Source organism: Mycobacterium sp. (assembly GCF_025965855.1).
GTDB lineage: Bacteria > Actinomycetota > Actinomycetes > Mycobacteriales > Mycobacteriaceae > Mycobacterium.
On sequence record NZ_JAOPWB010000001.1, the window covers coordinates 1 to 17540 of the forward strand.

Here is a 17540-nt window from a genome sequence, read left to right on the forward strand (position 1 = left end):
CCCGCCGCCGTCCAGCAGGACCGCGGTGTCGCTGCCCAGGCCGCGGAACAGGTCCTGGATGTTGTCCGGCGTGTAGCTGCCGCCCTCGAAGATGTACATCTCGTCCTTTTGCTTCGCGTAGGCGAGGGCCGTTCGCGCCGCGCTGGGACCGCCGTCGTTGAGCTGACCGGTCTTGCCGGGGGACAACAGGCCGATCCCCGACACCGCGACGAACCGCTCGTTCCTGTTCAGCAGGTCCTGCACCACCGGGCTGGCGACGTCATAGTCCTGTGGGCTCTTGGCGCGCAACACATACGGCGCACCGCCCGACGGCAGGATCATCGTCGACAGGGCACTCCAGCTCTCGCCGCCGCCGGAGAGGCCCTGCTTGCCCGGATACGCGGCGGTGCCGGTGACCGCCTGGTTCGCCCGGCCCTGGCCGTGGGTGTTGTCGACGAAGGCGCCCAGCGGTGAGCTGCAGCCGGTCTCGCGCCAGGCGCCACCCTTCTGCGGCCGGATGTCAAAGAAGTTGGCATTGATCGCGATCGTCGGCTGTCCCATCCGCTGCCACGCCTGCAGCGGCGCGTAGACCTCCGACGCCTGCCACAGTCCTTCGCCGGTGCGGGCCGCGGGATTGTTCTCGCAGCGCGCCTGATCGCCCTGGTGGCTGTCCACCAGCAGGTGCGGCGCGAGCCGCCCCGCCGCGTTCTTGATGATCATCAGGTGCCCGCCGTTGTTCATCTCGTACCAGCCGCCGCCGGCGTTGAGCATCGGGGTGGGATGACCGGGGCCGAAGTTGTAGACCAGGTACGCGCCCTTGGTCGTGTCGATGGCGCTGGCCAGCAGGTCGCGGCCGTCCGCGGCGTGTGCGACGGGTTGCCCGGTGGTGCTCGCCGGTACCGCGCACGCAATCACGGCAGCGCAGCACGCCGCCAGCCGGCGCAAGCTGGCGAGGGGCGTCAGCACGATGGACCTTTCGGCACTGATGTTTATGCAACATCAATAGCATGAGTCACACCAGTCACACTGTCAACATTGATAACGAACGCGTGACGCTTGGGCCGCACTCGAATTACGTTTGCTCGCTTGGACTTTCGCTCTCAGCGTCGGCCGTGCTCTCGGCCGCACTCTCGCGCTTGCTCAGGCGCGCCTGGTGCTGCGCCTGGTGTTCGGCGGCGATCGCCAGCTCGACCGCCCCCGGGATCCGGTGGAAGCCCTTGCGGTCGTACAGGTGCGTGATGATCCCGCCCAGCAGGAGGCCGATGACCAGGCCGACCCCCGTCAACCACAACGCCTGGGACAAACCGGCATCCGCACGGCCGTTGAGATAGACCAGCGATCGCACGCCGAGGAAAACCTGGTGCATCGGCTCGAATTCGGCCAGCCAGCGGAAGAACGAGGGGGTGGCCTCCAGCGGGACGGTGGCGCCCGCGGACGGCAAGCCGAGGATCACGAAGATCAGCATGCTGACCAGCAGGCCCATCGAACCGAGCACCGAGAGCAAGGAACTGGACGTGATGCCCACCGCGATGATCGCGAACACCCCGTACGCCCACAATTGCCAGCCGAGCGGGATGGGCATGCCCAGCCCGTGCGCGATGGCCAGGTACACCGCCGACGTCAGTAGCGCGAGCAGCACCATGATGGCCCATTTGAGCTGCAGCGTCTGGAATCGCGAGATTTTGACCTGTTCGGCGAAGCGGTACACCGGGCCCCATTCCGCAGGCACATAGCCGAGCAGCGCGTCCACCAGCGTGCTGACCACGACGCTGCCGGTAAAACCCGCCAGCAGCAGCAAGAGCGCGAAATAGAACGCGGACAGCCCGTTGCCGGTGCCGTTCGGCAGCGCGTTGTAGACGCCGGCCTTGACGTCGATCGGGCTGGCGAGGCCCAGCGCCGACGCGCCGGTCAGCGGCGCGCCGCCGGTCTCGGCCGCAACCTCAGCCGTAAGTCGTTGGCCCACTCTGCTGTTGGCCACGGCCATTGCCTGGGTCAGGGTCTGGCCGGCGATGCCGGCACCGAGTGTGCCCGCGCGCGGGTTCGTGAGGATGGTGACCGAGGGTCGCGTCGTGTGGCCCGGCGTGACCGCGCTGGCCCCGAACTCGCGAAGACTGGACGAGAAGGTCGGTGGAATGACCAATTCCCCGTAGGCGTGGGCGGTGTCCAGCAGTCGCTGCGCCTCGTCGTGGGAAACCACCCGAACGTCGAACTTGTTCTTGTCCAACCCCGCAACCAGGCCGTCGGTGATCTGCGCCCCGGATGGTCCGGCGTCCTCGTTCACCACGGCGATCGGGAAATGACGCAGGTTGGTCATCGGGTTCAGGATGCCCCCGAGGTACAGCGCACACAGCGCCGACATCAGCGCCAACGTGACGACGACGGGTAGCGCCCAGAACCGCACGGTGCGAATTGACTTGATGTTCCGCTTGGGGTTGGGCGCCGCGTGCCGCGGCTGCGATTGAGACATGCGGGCTCCTGTCTGTCGTGCCCACTCTATGTGGTCTCCAGGTGCCCTCAAACGCCCAACGGTGCGTGCATCTCCCAGAGCAGCAACTCCGACGGCTGGCTCGCCGTCACCCGCGGGCCGTCGGCGTCGGTGAATCGGACGGCGTCGCCCTGCTCGAGGTCGCCGATTTCCGCCGCGTTGATCCGGCCACGCGCGACGAATAGATGCAGGTAGGGCGCATGCGGCAGGTCCACGGAGTTTCCCGGTTCTAGCCGCGTGCCGTGCAGCGCGGCGTTGCGGTTGTGCAGCGTGATGGCGGCCTCATTGCCGGGCATGCCTGAGGCGATGGTCACAAGTCCGGTGCCCAACAGCGCGGAGTCGATCTCGTGCTGTTGGTAGCTCGGGTCGATGCCGGTCTCGTCGGGGACAACCCACATCTGCACGAAATGGACTGGCTCGGTGCGGGAATCGTTCTTCTCCGAGTGCAGGATGCCACTGCCAGCCGACATGCGTTGGGCCAGGCCGGGATAGATGATCCCGCGGTTGCCGGCGGAATCCTGATGGGTCAGCTCGCCGCGCAGAACCCAGGTCACGATCTCCATGTCCCGGTGCGGGTGGGTGTCGAATCCCGTTCGCGGCTCGACGATGTCGTCGTTGTTGACCAGCAGCAGCCCGTGGTGCGTGTTGTCGGGATCGTAGTGGTCACCGAACGAGAACGAGTGGCGGGATTTCAACCAGGGCGTCGCGGTGACGGCCCGGTCGGCCGCGCGCCGGATCTCGACGGTCGGGGGCATGGACGCCAGCCTAGTCAGGCGCGCCCGGCGGTGAGCAGTCCTTGTGCGTGCCGCAGCGCGGCGTTCAGCGCGGCCAGCGTCAGATCGGCCGAGCGACCCAGGTGGATCTCGATCTGGTACTCCGGTTGGCCGTCCGGGCCGAAGATCGGCAGCACGACGAATTCCGTTGACTTCAACTCGGTTTCGAGCACGTCGGTGACCGATTGCAGCGTCACCATGGTCATCAGGGTGGTGAGCTGGCGCGTCACCCGCGCGGTGGGTTCCAGCGAGGCCAGCACGTCGGCCAGTCGGTGGTGTAGCGCCTGGTGGGTGTCGTCGAACCGCCACGCGCCGTAGCCGCGGGCGCGGATGTCGGCCAGCACCCGCTGATGTTGGGCCACTTCGGTGCGCGTCAGCCGTGGCATGACGCGGTGCAGCCAGGCCTCGACGGAATCGTCGTCGCGCCAGGCCATCGCGACCAGGCCGAACGGCGGGTCGATGGGGAAGTGCTGCCCGACGGCGTGCTCGCCGTCGGTGCCGTGGCCGAACGCGTCGACGGTGGTCAGGTGGCGCTCACCGATCGTCGACATCGAGCACCCCGCGCCGAGCGTGTCGTGCAAGAACCGCAGCGCGTCACGCCCGCGGTCCAGCAGCGGGAACTGCGTCCGCAGTCCATGCACCAGGCCGAGCAGGCCGCTGCCCAGCACGTAGCGGCGGTCCTCGCGCCGCGCCACCCAGCCGCGCCGTTCCAGCTCCGCCAGCACCAGGGCGCAGGTCGAGGTGCTGATCCGGCAGTCCTTCGCCACCTCGGCCGAGGTGCGCCCGTTCGGCGAATCCGCCAGGCCCGCAAGCACATCCATCACGCGGACGGTCGGCGGGGATTTGGCGGTTGACTCACCCACGCGAAGCTCCCTACGATCCGTCCAAAATGTAAGAGTAATCGTCCTAATAATAGGAGACATGTGGTGTTCAAGGTGGGGGTTTGGGGGCCGGGTTCCATGGGCGTGATCGCCCTGCGCGCGGTGATCGACCATCCGGAGCTGGAGCTAACCGACGTCGTCGTGCACAGCGACGCCAAGGCGGGCCGCGACGCCGGAGAGCTGTGCGGGATTCCGCCGGTCGGGGTCGTCGCCACCCGGGACCCGGCGCCGATGATCGCCGGCGACGCCGACGTGGTGGTGTACGCCGCCGGCGCCAACCTGCGGCCGCTGGAGGCCGTCGAGGACATGGTGTCGATCCTGCGGGCCGGGAAGAACGTGGTGTCGTGTTCGGTGGTGCCGTTGGTGTTCCCCGACGGGTTAGGGTCGGAAGGCGCCGCGTTCACCGATCCGTTGCGGCAGGCCGCGCTGGACGGCGGTGTGGCGTTCTTCACCACCGGCATTGACTCGGGCTTCGCCAATGACGTCCTGCCGCTGGTGCTTTCGGGGGTCTCGCGAGTCATCGAGTCGGTGCGGGTAACGGAGATGTTCAACTACGCGACCTACCCGGACAAGGCCGCGGTCTACGAGATCCTCGGGTTCGGCAAGCCGCCGGAGTTCACACCGTTCGCGGCGACGCCCGGGGTTTTCACCTTCGGCTGGGGGCCGGTTCTGCACCAGCTCGCCGCCGGACTGGGCGTCAAGATCGACCACATCGAGGAGAGCAACGAAAGGATCCCCGCCACCGAGTCTTTCGACACGCCCACCGGTCACATCGCGGCGGGGACGATCGCGGCAATGCGCTCCACGCTGACCGGATATGTCGGCAAGAAGCCGACTTTCGTCCTCGACCACGTGACGCGGATGCGCGACGACCTCGCGCCGGACTGGCCCCAGCCGCACATCTCCATCCCGCCGAAGGACCTCGGCTACGGCCCGGCGTCCGGCCGCGGGCTCTACCGCGTCGAGATCGAGGGATCCCCGAGCATGCGCTGCGAGTTCGAGATGGCCGAGGACCACGACCACGACCTCGGCGCGCGGGTCGCCGGGGCGTCGCGGATGGTCAACGCCATCCCCGCGGTGTGCGCCGCTGCGCCCGGCCTGCTGTCCGCGCTGGACCTGCCGCTGATCACAGGCGCCGGCCTGGTCCGCCCGGTCGGCGGACCGTCACCGGACAGCCGCCTCTTTCAGTTCTGACCGACCGGGTACGCGGGGGCCGAACAGGTGACCAGCTCGGGCGGGGGCCACCGCGGGCGCCGCGCGGCGCCGGCGCGACGTCCCGCTGTTGAGCCAGCACGCGACGCCCCCGGCGAGCAGGCCGATCGCGACACCGATATCCGGGCGCTCCCCGAGTATCAGCCAGGACAGCACCGCGGCGGCCGCGGGAATGACGGCGAACAGCATCGCCACCGCCGCTGCCCCGTGCAGGCTGATGGCGCGCAGGTAGATGCTGACCGCCAGCGTGGCGTTGAGCAGCACCATGCCGCTGATCGCGACGGTGGCTTTGGCCGCGTCGTGCACGGCGAAGGGCGTGAGGAGCGCCAGCGCTGTCGCGGGAACGAGCGCCACGGCATTTTGCACCGCGCTCATCGCGCGGAAGTCAACGCCGGCGCAATACCGCTGTTGGTACACGCCGCCGGCCGAAAGGCCAAGCAGCGCAACCAAAAGCAGCGCGATGACCGGGTCGATGCCGTGCGTGCTCATCACCCTTTTGGCGCATGCGGCGAGCACGGCGACGACCCCGAGGACCAGGGCGGCTACCCGCCGCGAGCCGAGCGGCTCTCGCAGGAACGTCGCGGCCAGGATCGCCGTGGTGACGGGATTCATCGCGACGACCACCGCGCAGAGCACCGCCGGGGCGCCGAGCAGAAGCGCCTCGTAGAGGCAGCAGAATTGCACGGCCTGGATGAGCAGACCCGCGACCACGACGTGACCGAACTGAGCGCCGCGCGGCCACGCCGCTCTGGCAAGAGTCGCCCAGGACGCGAGAATGATTGCGGCCAAGCCGAATCGCAGCACCAAGACGGCCATCGGGGTCATCGCCGCCACCGCGAGCGCTCCGATGGGATAACCGATCGCGTAGGTGAGAGTGACCGCCGAAACGGTGGTCAATGGCATGCGCGGCGAGTCCATGCCACCCATGCTCGCCGACGCCGACCCATGCCGTCCAACGATTATTAGCGATCGCAATCGATCACGATTGCTTATCGCACCACCCGTGATCAGAAGAATTTACAGGTAATAGGCCGAATCGATTGATCACGCTTCCTGATCGAACTAGGATTCGTGGGCATGGCTCAGGTCCTCGATATCGCCCCGCTGCGCAGCCTCGTCGCGGTCGCCGACTGCGGAGGGTTCCACCGGGCGGCCGCCGCGCTGCACCTTAGCCAGTCCGCGGTCAGCCAGCATCTGCGCAAAGTGGAGAGTGTGGTCGGCGAGCCGGTGGTGGAACGCTCCGGTCGGGGCGTCTTGTTCACCGAGATCGGTCGGAGGGTGCTGCGGCATGCCCGCGCGATCCTGGCGGCGCACGACGCGGCGCTCGACGACCTGGGTGCCACGGAAAACAAGCTGCTGACGATCGGGGCCACCGAGCACGGCGCGGACGTGATGCTGCCCGCCCTCACCACCGTCCTGCGTGAGCGGCTTCCGGACCAGCGGCCACGCTTCCGGCTCGACCGCAATGTCTCACTGGCGGACGCGATCGACCGGGGGCTGCTGGACCTGGCGATCATGCTCGACGGGTCGGGGTTGGATCGTGCCAATGCGTCGGGAGTCGTACAGCTGAGGTGGGTTTCGGCGCGGACATTCGTAGCCCGCAGGGGCGACCCGCTGCCGTTGGTGAACTTTGCCGAGCCGTGCACGTTGCGCGAGCCGGCCTTCTCGATCCTCGAGAAACACGGCATCGCCTACGAGATCGCCGCCGAATCCGGTGACCTGTCAGGGCTTTACGCGGCGGTCCGATCGGGGCTCGGGTTGGCGCTGCTGCCGATGATCGGAAAGCTTCCCGATGGCCTGTGCCCGGCCGAGGGCCTGCCGGCGGCCAACTGCGCCACGGTATTGGTTCGCGGCCGCGCCGGCATAGACCCGGATCTGCTGAGCGCCGCCGATGCCGCGGTTCGTGACGTGCTGGCCGCCGAAAATTGAACGCGCTCTTCAGTTCTGGGGGTATGTTGCGGCGGCGAGCTGGAGGATCTCGGCACGGTCGACCGGCAGGATGAACCCGGACTGAATCGCCCCGTCGAGCGCCGCCGTGAAGCCGTCGAGGTACTGCCCGGCGCCGCCCGGATAGAGCTGGCCCAACGTCGGCGCGTCGAACGGTTCGCCGGAGCCGAAGATCGCCGCCATGATGCTCTGCTCATCGGCTCCTGAGCCGGGAAGGCCGGACGTCCGGGCGATCGGGACGTCCACCCACGGGGTCCTGACGCCGCCCCGGGCGAGGCCGTTGGGATCCAGGACGGGCCGGGGCGGATCGCCTTCGCGGACCTGGATGGGTGGGGCCGTGGGCGCCGGCTCGCCGGTGCGGACCCACGTGTTCAGCGCGGCGAAGTTGATGTAGTGCCCCAGCTGCCGACCCATCAGCATGTTGGTCGGCGCGTAGCCGGCCACGATGGCATCGAGCGATGCGGAGCCGCTGTCGATCGGCGCCACCTGGATCGTGTAGTTGTCGGCGTGCGCGGCACCGGCGATCTCCCACACCCGGAGGCACTGGTTGTCGGGCTGCCTCGCGGAGTAATAGCCGTCCCGGGGGCCGCCGAACAGGTCGGTCTCGGTGATGATCGTGACCAGCGGGACGCGCAGGTCGGTGCGGAACGCGACCGCCTCAGGCAAGCCGTCCTGCGATTCGTCGAAGATGGAAGTGCCGTCCAGCGGTGCGGCCGACCCGAACCGCGAATGCACCAGGAAGCCGTCGTAGCGTTGGGCGATCGGATCGACGGCGTTGACGTAGGTCGTCAGGAACATCGCCGATTGCGACTCGCCCACGGCGACCACGTGCTGCACGCGCAGATCGCCCAGCGTGCCGGTGCGGACGAGTTCGCACGTCTGGGAAAAGATGTCATAGGAGTACTCGTCGCCCGGGTGGCACAGGGCGGCATAGCGCTGCGGATGCTGGCTCTTCAAGGACATGTCCGCGCCGAGCAGGCTCGCGCCGCCCTCCACCCCCACCCGCTGGGCCGAGACCGCGACGTAGGCGTAGCCCGCGCGAAGGATTTCGCGATGCGCCATCATCCACACGGCCGGAGCGTCGATGCCGCCGCTCACGTTGAGCCATTCCACGAGCACCGTCCCGTTGAAGCTGGCCGGATCGGTCGGGGTCAGCACCACCATCCGCGTGCTGTATTCGGCGGTGCCACTGGGCGTTACGTTCCACCTGCCGTCGCGACCCAACTCGGTTGTGGGCGTGTAGGACGTGGCCGTTCCGGAGATGAAGAACTCCTCGGCGGCGTAGCCCAGCGCGCCGATGTCGAAACCGCCCAACAACAGGAGCGGCCGCCCGGGCGCGGGTGTGACGAGCGGGGGATTCGGCATCGTCAGACGGTACTGGGCAACCCGAATTTCGCGAACAGGCTGTCGTCGAGGAACGCCACCACCCGAGATACCCGGCCGTCGCTGATGTCGAGCACGTGCAATTGAAAGGGCACGTGCACGTCACCCTCGCGCATGTACATGGCCGCGCCCGGCTGGCCGTTGGCGGCCACGGGGAGGAGGCGCATGTCCCCGGGATTTTCGGCGGGGCACTGCTGGTGAATGAGCGTGATGATGTCCCGCGGGCCCCGGTACCAGCCGGCATACGGCGGCATCTCCCAGATCGCCTCGGCGGTGAACAGCTCGACCAACCGGTCGATGTCGTAGGCCTCGAACGCCTCGATGTAGCGATCCAGCAGGTCCTGGGCCTCCGGCGAATCCGGCGGCGTCAGCCGGTCGCTGGAGCTGGGCTGGACGGCCTCGAGCTGGGTACGGGCCCGCTGCAGCAGGCTGTTGACCGCGATCGTGGTGGTACCGATCGCCTCGGCCACCTCGGCGGCCTTCCACTGCAGCACGTCGCGCAGCAGCAACACCGCCCGTTGCCGGGGTGAAAGGTACTGCAGCGCCGCGACAAACGCCAACCGCACCGACTCGCGTGACCCCACGATGACCGACGGATCCGCCGGATCGTCCGCCGGCTCGGGCAACGGTTCCAGCCAGGGCACTTCGCGGCGTTCCACCAGCTCCGCGGTCGGGTCCGAGCTGGGGGACCCCAGCCCCGTGGGCAACGGCCGGCGCTGCCGGCCCTCCAGCGCGGTCAGGCAGGTGTTGGTGGCGATGCGGTGCAACCAGGTCCGCATCGATGACTTGCCTTCGAAACGGTCGTAGGCCTTCCAGGCCCGCAGCAGGGTCTCCTGCACCAGATCCTCGGCGTCGTGCAGCGACCCGGTCATCCGGTAGCAGTGCGCGAGCAATTCGCGACGGTAGGGCTCGGCATCGGTCGAGAAGTCCCCGCCGACCGCCGGTCCGCCCTGAGAGTCTTCCGTGAGCAGCTTCACACGGAATGAGCCTACGCAGTGTCTCCGACACCGGGCGACCCGTGAGCCACTACGCTGCCGAGTGATGACAACCCGCGCTGAACGAGCTTTCGACGGCCTCGGCGGCGTGCGCATCGTCTACGACGTGTGGACGCCGGACACCGCGCCGCGGGCCGTGGTCGTGCTGTCCCACGGGCTCGGCGAGTACGCCCGCCGCTACGACCACGTCGCGCAGTGCTTCGGCGGCGCGGGGCTGGTCACCTACGCGCTGGACCACCGAGGGCACGGCCGCTCCGGCGGCAAGCGGATGCTGGTGCGGGACATTTCCGAGTACACCGCCGATTTCGACACCCTGGTCGGCATCGCCACCCGGGAGCATCCCGGCCTCAAGTGCATCGTCCTCGGGCACAGCATGGGCGGCGGGATCGTGTTCGCCTACGGCGTCGAGCGCCCCGACAACTACGACATGATGGTGCTCTCGGCGCCGGCGGTGGCGGCCCAGGAGCTGGTGTCGCCGCTGATGGTCCTGGCCGCGAAGGTGCTCGGCGTTCTCGTGCCCGGCCTTCCGGTGCAGGAACTCGACGTCGACGCCATCTCGAGGGATCCCGCGGTGGTGGCGGCCTACAACGCGGATCCGCTCGTGTACCACGGGAAAGTCCCGGCCGGCGTCGGGCGGGCGCTGCTCGAGGTCGGCGAGACCATGCCGCAGCGCGCACCGGCATTGACGGCGCCGCTGCTGGTGGTGCACGGCTCCGACGACCGGCTCATCCCCGTCGACGGCAGCCGCCGCCTGGTCGAATGCGTGGGCTCCGCCGACGTCGAGCTGAAGGTCTACCCCGGCCTGTACCACGAGGTCTTCAACGAGCCGGAGCGCGATCAGGTGCTCGGCGACGTGGTCTCCTGGATCTCCAAACGACTCTGAGCGGCTGTCGGCAAACTGTCGCACCGCTGCCGTAGTTTTGGCCCCATGACCGACGACAAAATACTGGCTCGCATCGCCGCGCTGCTGCGTCAGGCCGAAGGCACCGACAACTCGCACGAGGCGGACGCCTTCATGAGCGCCGCGCAGCGGCTGGCGACGGCGGCCTCCATCGACCTCGCGGTGGCGCGGTCGCACGCGGCCAAGCGCTCGCCCGCGCAGGCCCCGACGCAGCGCACCATCACCATCGGGACGGCGGGCGCCAGGGGGCTGCGGACGTATGTGCAGCTTTTTGTGCTGATCGCGTCGGCCAATGAGGTGCGCTGCGACGTGGCGTCGAACTCGACCTTCCTTTACGCGTACGGGTTCGCCGAGGACATCGACGCGACCCATGCCCTGTACGCCAGCCTGGTCGTCCAGATGGTGCGGGCGTCGGACGCCTACCTCGCCTCCGGCGCGCACCGGCCGACGCCGACGATCACCGCCCGTCTGAACTTCCAGCTCGCCTTCGGGTCCCGCGTCGGTCAGCGCCTGGCGGAGGCCCGCGAGGAGGCCACGCGCGAGGCCACCAAGGACCGCCGTCGCCCGCCCGGCACCGCGATCGCTCTGCGGGACAAGGAGCTCGAGCTGCGCGACTACTACCGCAGCACCTCGAAGGCGCGCGGCACCTGGCAAGCCCATCGGGCGTCGGCGGGGTATTCGTCGGCGGCTCGCCGCGCGGGTGACCGGGCCGGCCGGCGGGCGCGGCTTTCGGACAGCCAAGAACTGCCCGGCGCGCGGAGCGCATTGCGCCGGTGACAACGGCCGGTGCACCTCGAGATTCCCAGCGCGCCCGGGTTTACGCGGCTGAGGAGTTCGTCCGGACGTTGTTCGACCGCGCCGCCGAGCATGGATCGCCCGCGGTGGAGTTCTTCGGCACGCGGTTGACGCTCCCGCCGGAGGGGCGATTCGGGTCGGTTGCCTCCGTGCAGCGCTACGTCGACGACGTGCTCGCGTTGGCGTCGGTGCGCCGACGTTGGCCCGGCGTGTCGCCGCTGCGCGTGCGGTCGCGGCGGGCCGCCACCGCGGCGCACTACGAAAACCGCGACGGCGCAGGCACTATCGCGGTTCCCGACCGTGATACCGCCGACTGGGCGCTGCGCGAGCTGGTGGTGCTACACGAAGTGGCGCATCACCTGTGCCAGGCTGGGCCGCCGCACGGCCCGGAGTTCGTCGCCACGATCTGTGAGTTGGCGGAGCTGGTGATGGGTCCGGAACTGGGCCACGTGCTGCGTGTCGTGTACGCCAAAGAGGGCGTGCGGTGAGCGACCCCGACGTTCGGGCGCGCGAGGTCGAAGCCCGGATGACCGACGACGAGCGGTTCTCGCTGATTGTCGGGGTGATGGGGGCCAGCGAGCTGTGGCCGCTGAAGGATGAACGCATCCCGCCGGGCGTCCCGATGAGCGCCGGGTACGTGCCCGGGATTCCGCGGCTCGGCGTCCCGGCGTTGCTGATGAGCGACGCCGGCCTCGGCGTCACCAACCCAGGCTGCCGCCCGGGTGACACGGCCACCGCGTTGCCGGCCGGGCTGGCGCTGGCCGCCGGCTTCGACCCGGCGCTGGCCCGCTCCGCCGGCGACGTGATCGGCCGGGAGGCGCGCAGCCGCGGATTCAACGTGCAGCTCGCCGGGGCGATGAACCTCGCGCGCGACCCGCGCAACGGCCGCAACTTCGAATACCTTTCCGAGGACCCGCTTTTGACCGCGGCGATCGCCGCCGAGTCGGTCAACGGGATGCAGCGCCACGGCGTCATATCGACGGTCAAGCACTACTCGCTGAACTGCAACGAGACCAACCGGCACTGGCTGAACGCGGTCATCGATCCCGACGCGCACCGCGAATCCGACCTGCTGGCCTTCGAGATCGCCATCGAGCGCTCTTCGCCCGGCGCCGTGATGGCGGCCTACAACAAGGTCAACGGCGACTACGCCGCCGCTAACAACATCTTGATCAATCAGGTGCTGAAAGGCGCCTGGGGATACCGCGGTTGGGTCATGTCCGACTGGGGCGGAACGCCCAGCTGGCAATGTGCGCTCGCCGGCCTGGACCAGGAGTGCGGCGCGCAGATCGACGCACTGCTGTGGCAGGCGGAGGCGTTCGGCGAGCCGCTGCGCGCCGCGTATGCCGACGGCAGGCTGCCCGGGGCGCGTCTGTCGGACATGGTCCGGCGGATCCTGCGGTCGATGTTCGCGGTCGGAATCGACCGGCACGAGACCGCGTCGGCACCGGACCTGGACGCGCACAACGAGATTGCGTTGCAAATCGCACGACAGGGAATCGTGCTGCTGGCCAACCGCGGGGTTTTGCCGATCGCGCCCGAGTCCGCGGCGCGCATCGCCGTCATCGGCGGCTACGCGCAGCTGGGTGTCGCGGCCGGCTACGGTTCGAGCGCCGTCGTTCCACCGGGCGGCTACGCCGGTGTGGTCTCGATCGGCGGCCCGGGCCTGGAGGCGGCGTTACGCAACCTGTACCTGCTGCCGTCGAGCCCGCTGAGCGAGCTGCGTAGCCAACTTCCCCATGCGCAGATCGTGTTCGATCCCGGCGTCAGCCCGGCGGAGGCGGTGCGGGCGGCGCGGCGAGCCGACATCGCCGTCGTGTTCGCCGTTCGCGCCGAAGGGGAGGGCTTCGACTCTGCCGATCTCTCGCTGCCGTGGGGCCAGGACGCGCTGATCGCCGCGGTGTCGGCCGTCAACCCGAACACCGTCGTGGTGCTGGAGACCGGCAACCCGGTGGCCATGCCCTGGCGGGACTCGGCGAACGCCGTCGTGCAGGCCTGGTACCCGGGTCAAGCCGGTGGCCGAGCGATCGCGGAAATCCTTGCCGGCCAGGTTAATCCGTCGGGCCGCCTTCCGATCACCTTCCCCGTCGACCTGGGGCAGACGCCGCGGCCGGAGCTGCCCGACCCGGGCAGTTCTTGGGGGACACCGACCACGATTGACTACTTCGAAGGGGCCGACGTCGGCTATCGCTGGTTCGCCAGGAGCGGCGTGGCGCCGATGTTCGCGTTCGGTCATGGCCTGTCCTACACCAGCTTTGAATACCGGGACCTGGAGGTGACCGGCGGTGAGACCGTCACGGCGAGCCTCACCGTGGTCAATGTCGGCGACCGCGGCGGGGCCGACGTGCCGCAGCTCTATCTGACCGCGGCCCCCGGGGAGCGGTGCCTACGGCTGCTGGGATTCCAGCGGGTGGAGCTCGAACCGGGCGAGACCCGCCGGGTGCTCATCGAGGCCGATCCGCGCCTGCTCGCCCGCTACGACGGTGGCGCGCGAACCTGGCGCGTCAAACCCGGCGGTTACGCGGTGGCCGTGGGCGCCTCGGCGGTAGGCCTCCGGCTGGAAGCCGGGGTCGAGCTGGCCGGTCGCGCGTTCGGGCGCTGATAGCGAGGCCCGGACGCACGACCGGCGTGCCGCGGCTACTCGAGCGGGGTCAGCTCGTCGCCGCAGGTGCAGCCGTACGGCTCACCCGCGCCGGAGCAGTGGCAGGGAGCCTCGATGCGGACGCGACATCCGCAGCCCTCGTGGCCACACGTCAACAGGGTTCCTGCGTCGTAGGTTGCCATTTCGAATCACCCTTCTCTCTCATCGTGAACTCGCACGCCCCACTATATACCCCATACGGGTATCCCGTAAATATTTTCGGCTAGCGTGGGCGGCATGACGGAACAACCAACCCCACAAGACGTCGACGCATTCTTGGACAGCGCTGTGGTTGGCGACGATCCGGCCCTGGCCGCGGCGCTACACGCCAGCGACGAGGCCGGGCTGCCTCAAATCGCCGTCTCGGCCCAGCAGGGCAAATTCCTGTGCCTGCTGGCCGGTGCAATCCAGGCGCGCCGCATCCTCGAGGTCGGCACACTTGGTGGCTTCAGCACCATCTGGCTGGCGCGCGGCGCGGGCCCGCAGGGACGGGTGGTGACCCTGGAATACGAGCCCAAGCACGCCGAGGTCGCGCGGGCCAACCTGCAACGCGCCGGGGTGGCCGACCGCGTGGAGGTGGTGGTCGGCGCCGCGCTGGACACGTTGCCGACGCTGAGCGGTGCCCCCTTCGACCTGGTGTTCATCGACGCCGACAAGGAGAACTACGCCGCATACCTTCAGTGGGCAGTCCGGCTGGCTCGTCCCGGTTCAGTTATTGTGCTGGACAACGTCATTCGCGAAGGCAGGATCCTGGATCCCGACTCCGGTGATGCCAGAGTGCGGGCGACGCGCCAGACGCTGCAGTTGATGGGCGAGCACCCGCGGCTGGACACCGCGGTGATCCAGACGGTCGGGGCGAAGCACTGGGACGGCTTCGCGCTCGCGTTGGTGCGCTAAGGGCGTCAGCGCGGGGTGAGGTCCCTGACGGCCTGCCCGGCGGAGGTGAGTTCGCCGATCCGCAGCGCGGTTTCGCCGGCATACAGGGCGGCGCCGTCCAACCAGGAATCGGGCACCCCGGCCACCGGCGCCAGCGGGGTGAAGAAGGGGCGGGCCGCCGACTGCAGCCGCATCAGCGCGCCCGCGTCGAAATAACCGAACATCGACAGCGGGCGGCTGGCCGCGTTGAGGGCGGCGGGCAGTACCTTGGCCTTCCCGTCGTCGCCGCACCACCGGCGGGTTGCCGCGTTGGGCACGACGCGGTGGCGCAGCGGCCAGCTCAGGCCGAACAGATTCGTTTCGATGGTCTTGTCCGCCCGCATGACTCGTCGCTGATACTCCCGGTTCGCGTTGGCCTCGTGAGTCAGCAGGAATCGCGTGCCGGCGATGACGCCGCTGGCGCCGGCATCCAGGGCGGCGCGCGTATCGGCGGCGGTGGCGATGCCGCCGGCCAGAAACACCGGACGCTTCCCGGCCGCCCGCAGGGCATGGGGCAGGAAGTCCAGGGCCGGCATGGTTCCGACGAGGTGCCCGCCGGCCTGGCGTCCCTGGGCGATCAAACCGTCCGCGCCCCAGGCGATCGCGGCGAGCGCCTGCGCTTCGGTGCCGATCATCACGAAGACGAAGATCCCGGCGTCACGCAGGTGCGCGACGAGCCCGCGCCTTTCGCCGAACGCCAGCACGACGGCGTCCACGCCGGCGTCAACGCAGACAGCGACGTGGTGGCGACGGACGAAGGGCATCAACAGGTTTACCGCGACCGCGCGCCCGGGCGCCCGCTCGCGCACCTGGTCGATCGACGCTCGTAGCTGGCGAGGGGTGGCGATGCCCAGGGTTCCGAGGCCGCCCGCGTTGGCTACCGCGGCGGCCAGCGACGCGCGCGCCAGGCCGCCGCCCATTCCGGCCTGCCCAACCGGGACATCGAGCCGCAGCCGGTCCCCGATGTCCATGTCCTGCCACGCTACGCGGCGGGTTGTTCGGGCCGCCGCTCGCGGCTCGCAGCGCCCGGATTTTCGTTGCTGGCGTGCGGCGATCGAGCGTAATGTTGGGCTAGATGGGTCGTTAACCCCCGAGCCTAATTTGCCTGCTGTGTAACAGAAAGGTTGCAAAATGAGTACAGTCCATTCATCAATCGATCACCATCCCGATTTATTAGCTCTGCGTGCCCGCTACGAGCGGGTCGCTGAGTCGATGAGCGCACATGTCACCTTCGGCCTGGCCCTGCTGACGGCCCTGTATGTGGCTGCGTCACCGTGGATCGTGGGATTCAGCGGGACGGCTTCGCTGGCCACGATTGACCTCATCGCCGGGATCGCGGCGGCGTTCTTGGCGTATGGGTTCGCGACGACACTGGACCGCGCGCACGGCATGACGTGGACGCTGCCGGTGCTGGGCGCGTGGGTCATCGTCGCGCTGTGGGTCCTGCCGGGCTTCGCGCCGACCGCCGGCATGATCTGGTCGAACGTTGTGGCGGGTGGCTTGCTGACCTTCCTAGGCCTCAACGCCACCTACTTCGGCATGCGCACACGGGAGGTGGCCACCCACGCGTAGTCTCGAAATCAGTTAAGCCAGAACCCCATTCGCTCTCCCCGGCCGGCCCCTCACGGTCGGGGAGGTCTACCCGCAGACCGCGCCGATCGCCGCCGAGCTCACCAATTTGACGTACTTGGCCAGCACCCCGGTCTTGTAACGCGGCTCGGGGGGCTTGAAATCCCTTCGCCGGGCCTCGAATTCGGCCGGATCGGTCAGCACGTCCAGGGTCTGGCCGGCCACGTCCAGCCGGATCCGGTCACCGTCGCGCAATAGGGCGATCGGTCCGCCGTCGACCGCCTCCGGGGCGATGTGTCCCACGCACAAACCGGTGGTGCCGCCGGAGAACCGGCCGTCGGTGAGCAGCAGCACGTCCTTGCCGAGCCCGGCGCCCTTGATCGCGCCGGTGATGGCGAGCATCTCGCGCATCCCAGGGCCGCCCTTGGGACCCTCGTAGCGGATCACCACGGCGTCGCCCTTGGTGATGGTGCCGTCCTCGAGGGCGTCCAGCGCGGCCCGCTCGCCATCGAAAACCCTTGCCGTGCCTTCGAACACGTCGGAGTCGAAGCCGGCCGTCTTGACCACCGCGCCCTCGGGAGCCAGCGATCCGCGCAGGATGGTGATCCCCCCGGTCGGGTGGATCGGGTTGTTGAGCGCCCGCAGCACCTTGCCGTCCGGGTCCGGAGGGGCGATGGCGGCCAGGTTCTCGGCCATTGTCTGACCGGTCACCGTCAGGCAATCGCCGTGTAAAAGGCCAGCGTCCAGCAGCGCCTTCATCGCCACCGGGACGCCGCCGATGCGGTCGACATCGGACATGACGTGGCGGCCGAACGGCTTCACGTCGGCCAGGTGCGGCACCTTCGACCCGATCCGGCTGAAGTCGTCCAGCGACAGCGCGACGTCGGCCTCGCGGGCGATGGCCAGCAGGTGCAGCACCGCGTTGGTCGAGCCGCCGAAGGCCATCACCACCGCGATCGCGTTCTCGAAGGCCTCCCTCGTGAGGATGTCGCGGGCGGTGATGCCGCGCCGCAGCAGCTCGACGACGGCCTGGCCGCTGCGGCGCGCGAACCCGTCGCGGCGGC

Annotated in this window: 18 protein-coding genes; 8 read left to right on the forward strand and 10 right to left on the reverse strand. The window is 69.0% G+C overall.

Annotation, left to right across the window (positions count from 1 at the left end; all coding sequences use genetic code 11):
• The 4 genes from JWP83_RS00005 to JWP83_RS00020 all read right to left on the reverse strand — a co-directional run.
• Positions 1 to 972: hypothetical protein (locus JWP83_RS00005; RefSeq protein ID WP_297724319.1), on the reverse strand; the 972-nt coding region annotated here is incomplete at its 3' end.
• A gap of 79 nt (positions 973 to 1051) precedes the next feature.
• Positions 1052 to 2446, reverse strand: coding sequence for a YhgE/Pip domain-containing protein (locus JWP83_RS00010; RefSeq protein ID WP_297724273.1), 1395 nt, complete (start codon positions 2444 to 2446; stop codon positions 1052 to 1054).
• 47 nt (positions 2447 to 2493) lie between these two features.
• Positions 2494 to 3219: a pirin-like bicupin family protein gene (locus JWP83_RS00015; RefSeq protein WP_297724276.1), complete on the reverse strand. Its 726-nt coding sequence runs from the start codon at positions 3217 to 3219 to the stop codon at positions 2494 to 2496.
• A gap of 14 nt (positions 3220 to 3233) precedes the next feature.
• A complete protein-coding gene (locus JWP83_RS00020; protein WP_297724322.1) occupies positions 3234 to 4058 on the reverse strand; it encodes a MarR family transcriptional regulator in 825 nt (274 codons plus the stop codon).
• 105 nt (positions 4059 to 4163) lie between these two features.
• Between JWP83_RS00020 and JWP83_RS00025 the strand changes: the two genes are divergently transcribed.
• Positions 4164 to 5312, forward strand: coding sequence for a dihydrodipicolinate reductase (locus JWP83_RS00025; RefSeq protein WP_297724279.1), 1149 nt, complete (start codon positions 4164 to 4166; stop codon positions 5310 to 5312).
• Here the strand turns inward: JWP83_RS00025 and JWP83_RS00030 are convergent.
• The gene (locus JWP83_RS00030) at positions 5283 to 6233 is read right to left on the reverse strand and encodes a DMT family transporter (protein ID WP_297724325.1); all 951 of its coding nucleotides are present in this window, start codon (positions 6231 to 6233) and stop codon (positions 5283 to 5285) included. The genes JWP83_RS00025 and JWP83_RS00030 overlap by 30 nt on opposite strands.
• 174 nt (positions 6234 to 6407) lie before the next feature.
• Here JWP83_RS00030 and JWP83_RS00035 point away from each other — a divergent pair, with 174 nt between their 5' ends.
• A complete protein-coding gene (locus JWP83_RS00035; protein ID WP_297724282.1) occupies positions 6408 to 7259 on the forward strand; it encodes a LysR family transcriptional regulator in 852 nt (283 codons plus the stop codon).
• A 9-nt stretch (positions 7260 to 7268) separates the two neighbouring features.
• Here JWP83_RS00035 and JWP83_RS00040 read toward each other — a convergent pair whose 3' ends face one another.
• The gene (locus JWP83_RS00040; RefSeq protein WP_297724284.1) at positions 7269 to 8642 is read right to left on the reverse strand and encodes an alpha/beta hydrolase domain-containing protein; all 1374 of its coding nucleotides are present in this window, start codon (positions 8640 to 8642) and stop codon (positions 7269 to 7271) included.
• Positions 8643 to 8644: 2 nt separating this feature from the next.
• Positions 8645 to 9751: a sigma-70 family RNA polymerase sigma factor gene (locus JWP83_RS00045; RefSeq protein ID WP_297724287.1), complete on the reverse strand. Its 1107-nt coding sequence runs from the start codon at positions 9749 to 9751 to the stop codon at positions 8645 to 8647.
• Between JWP83_RS00045 and JWP83_RS00050 the strand changes: the two genes are divergently transcribed.
• The 4 genes from JWP83_RS00050 to JWP83_RS00065 are packed head-to-tail and all read left to right on the forward strand — an operon-like array spanning position 9699 to position 13953.
• Complete coding sequence (locus JWP83_RS00050) at positions 9699 to 10538, forward strand: alpha/beta hydrolase (protein ID WP_297724290.1); 840 nt, start codon at positions 9699 to 9701, stop codon at positions 10536 to 10538. The two genes, JWP83_RS00045 and JWP83_RS00050, sit on opposite strands and share 53 nt — an antisense overlap.
• 45 nt (positions 10539 to 10583) lie before the next feature.
• The gene (locus tag JWP83_RS00055; RefSeq protein WP_297724294.1) at positions 10584 to 11333 is read left to right on the forward strand and encodes a DUF2786 domain-containing protein; all 750 of its coding nucleotides are present in this window, start codon (positions 10584 to 10586) and stop codon (positions 11331 to 11333) included.
• On the forward strand, positions 11330 to 11839 hold the full coding sequence (locus tag JWP83_RS00060; protein ID WP_297724297.1) for a TIGR04338 family metallohydrolase: 510 nt from the start codon (positions 11330 to 11332) through the stop codon (positions 11837 to 11839). Before JWP83_RS00055 ends, JWP83_RS00060 begins: the two co-directional genes overlap by 4 nt.
• Positions 11836 to 13953, forward strand: coding sequence for a beta-glucosidase (locus JWP83_RS00065; protein ID WP_297724300.1), 2118 nt, complete (start codon positions 11836 to 11838; stop codon positions 13951 to 13953). The genes JWP83_RS00060 and JWP83_RS00065 overlap by 4 nt, the downstream gene beginning before the upstream one ends.
• Before the next feature lie 35 nt (positions 13954 to 13988).
• On the opposite strand, the gene JWP83_RS00070 is transcribed toward JWP83_RS00065, so the two are convergent.
• Positions 13989 to 14135 (reverse strand): metallothionein, encoded by a 147-nt coding sequence (locus tag JWP83_RS00070; protein WP_297724305.1) that lies wholly within the window; start codon positions 14133 to 14135, stop codon positions 13989 to 13991.
• A 94-nt stretch (positions 14136 to 14229) separates the two neighbouring features.
• On the opposite strand from JWP83_RS00070, the gene JWP83_RS00075 reads away from it, so the two are divergent.
• Entirely contained in the window at positions 14230 to 14889 is a 660-nt protein-coding gene (locus JWP83_RS00075; RefSeq protein ID WP_297724307.1) for an O-methyltransferase, read from the forward strand.
• Between the two features lie 5 nt (positions 14890 to 14894).
• On the opposite strand, the gene JWP83_RS00080 is transcribed toward JWP83_RS00075, so the two are convergent.
• On the reverse strand, positions 14895 to 15878 hold the full coding sequence (locus JWP83_RS00080) for a nitronate monooxygenase (protein ID WP_297724309.1): 984 nt from the start codon (positions 15876 to 15878) through the stop codon (positions 14895 to 14897).
• A 160-nt stretch (positions 15879 to 16038) separates the two neighbouring features.
• On the opposite strand from JWP83_RS00080, the gene JWP83_RS00085 reads away from it, so the two are divergent.
• Positions 16039 to 16479, forward strand: a complete 441-nt coding sequence (locus tag JWP83_RS00085; RefSeq protein ID WP_297724313.1) for an SPW repeat protein — start codon at positions 16039 to 16041, stop codon at positions 16477 to 16479.
• A gap of 66 nt (positions 16480 to 16545) precedes the next feature.
• Here the strand turns inward: JWP83_RS00085 and JWP83_RS00090 are convergent.
• The coding region (locus JWP83_RS00090; protein WP_297724317.1) for a dihydroxy-acid dehydratase at positions 16546 to 17540 on the reverse strand (995 nt) is incomplete at its 5' end.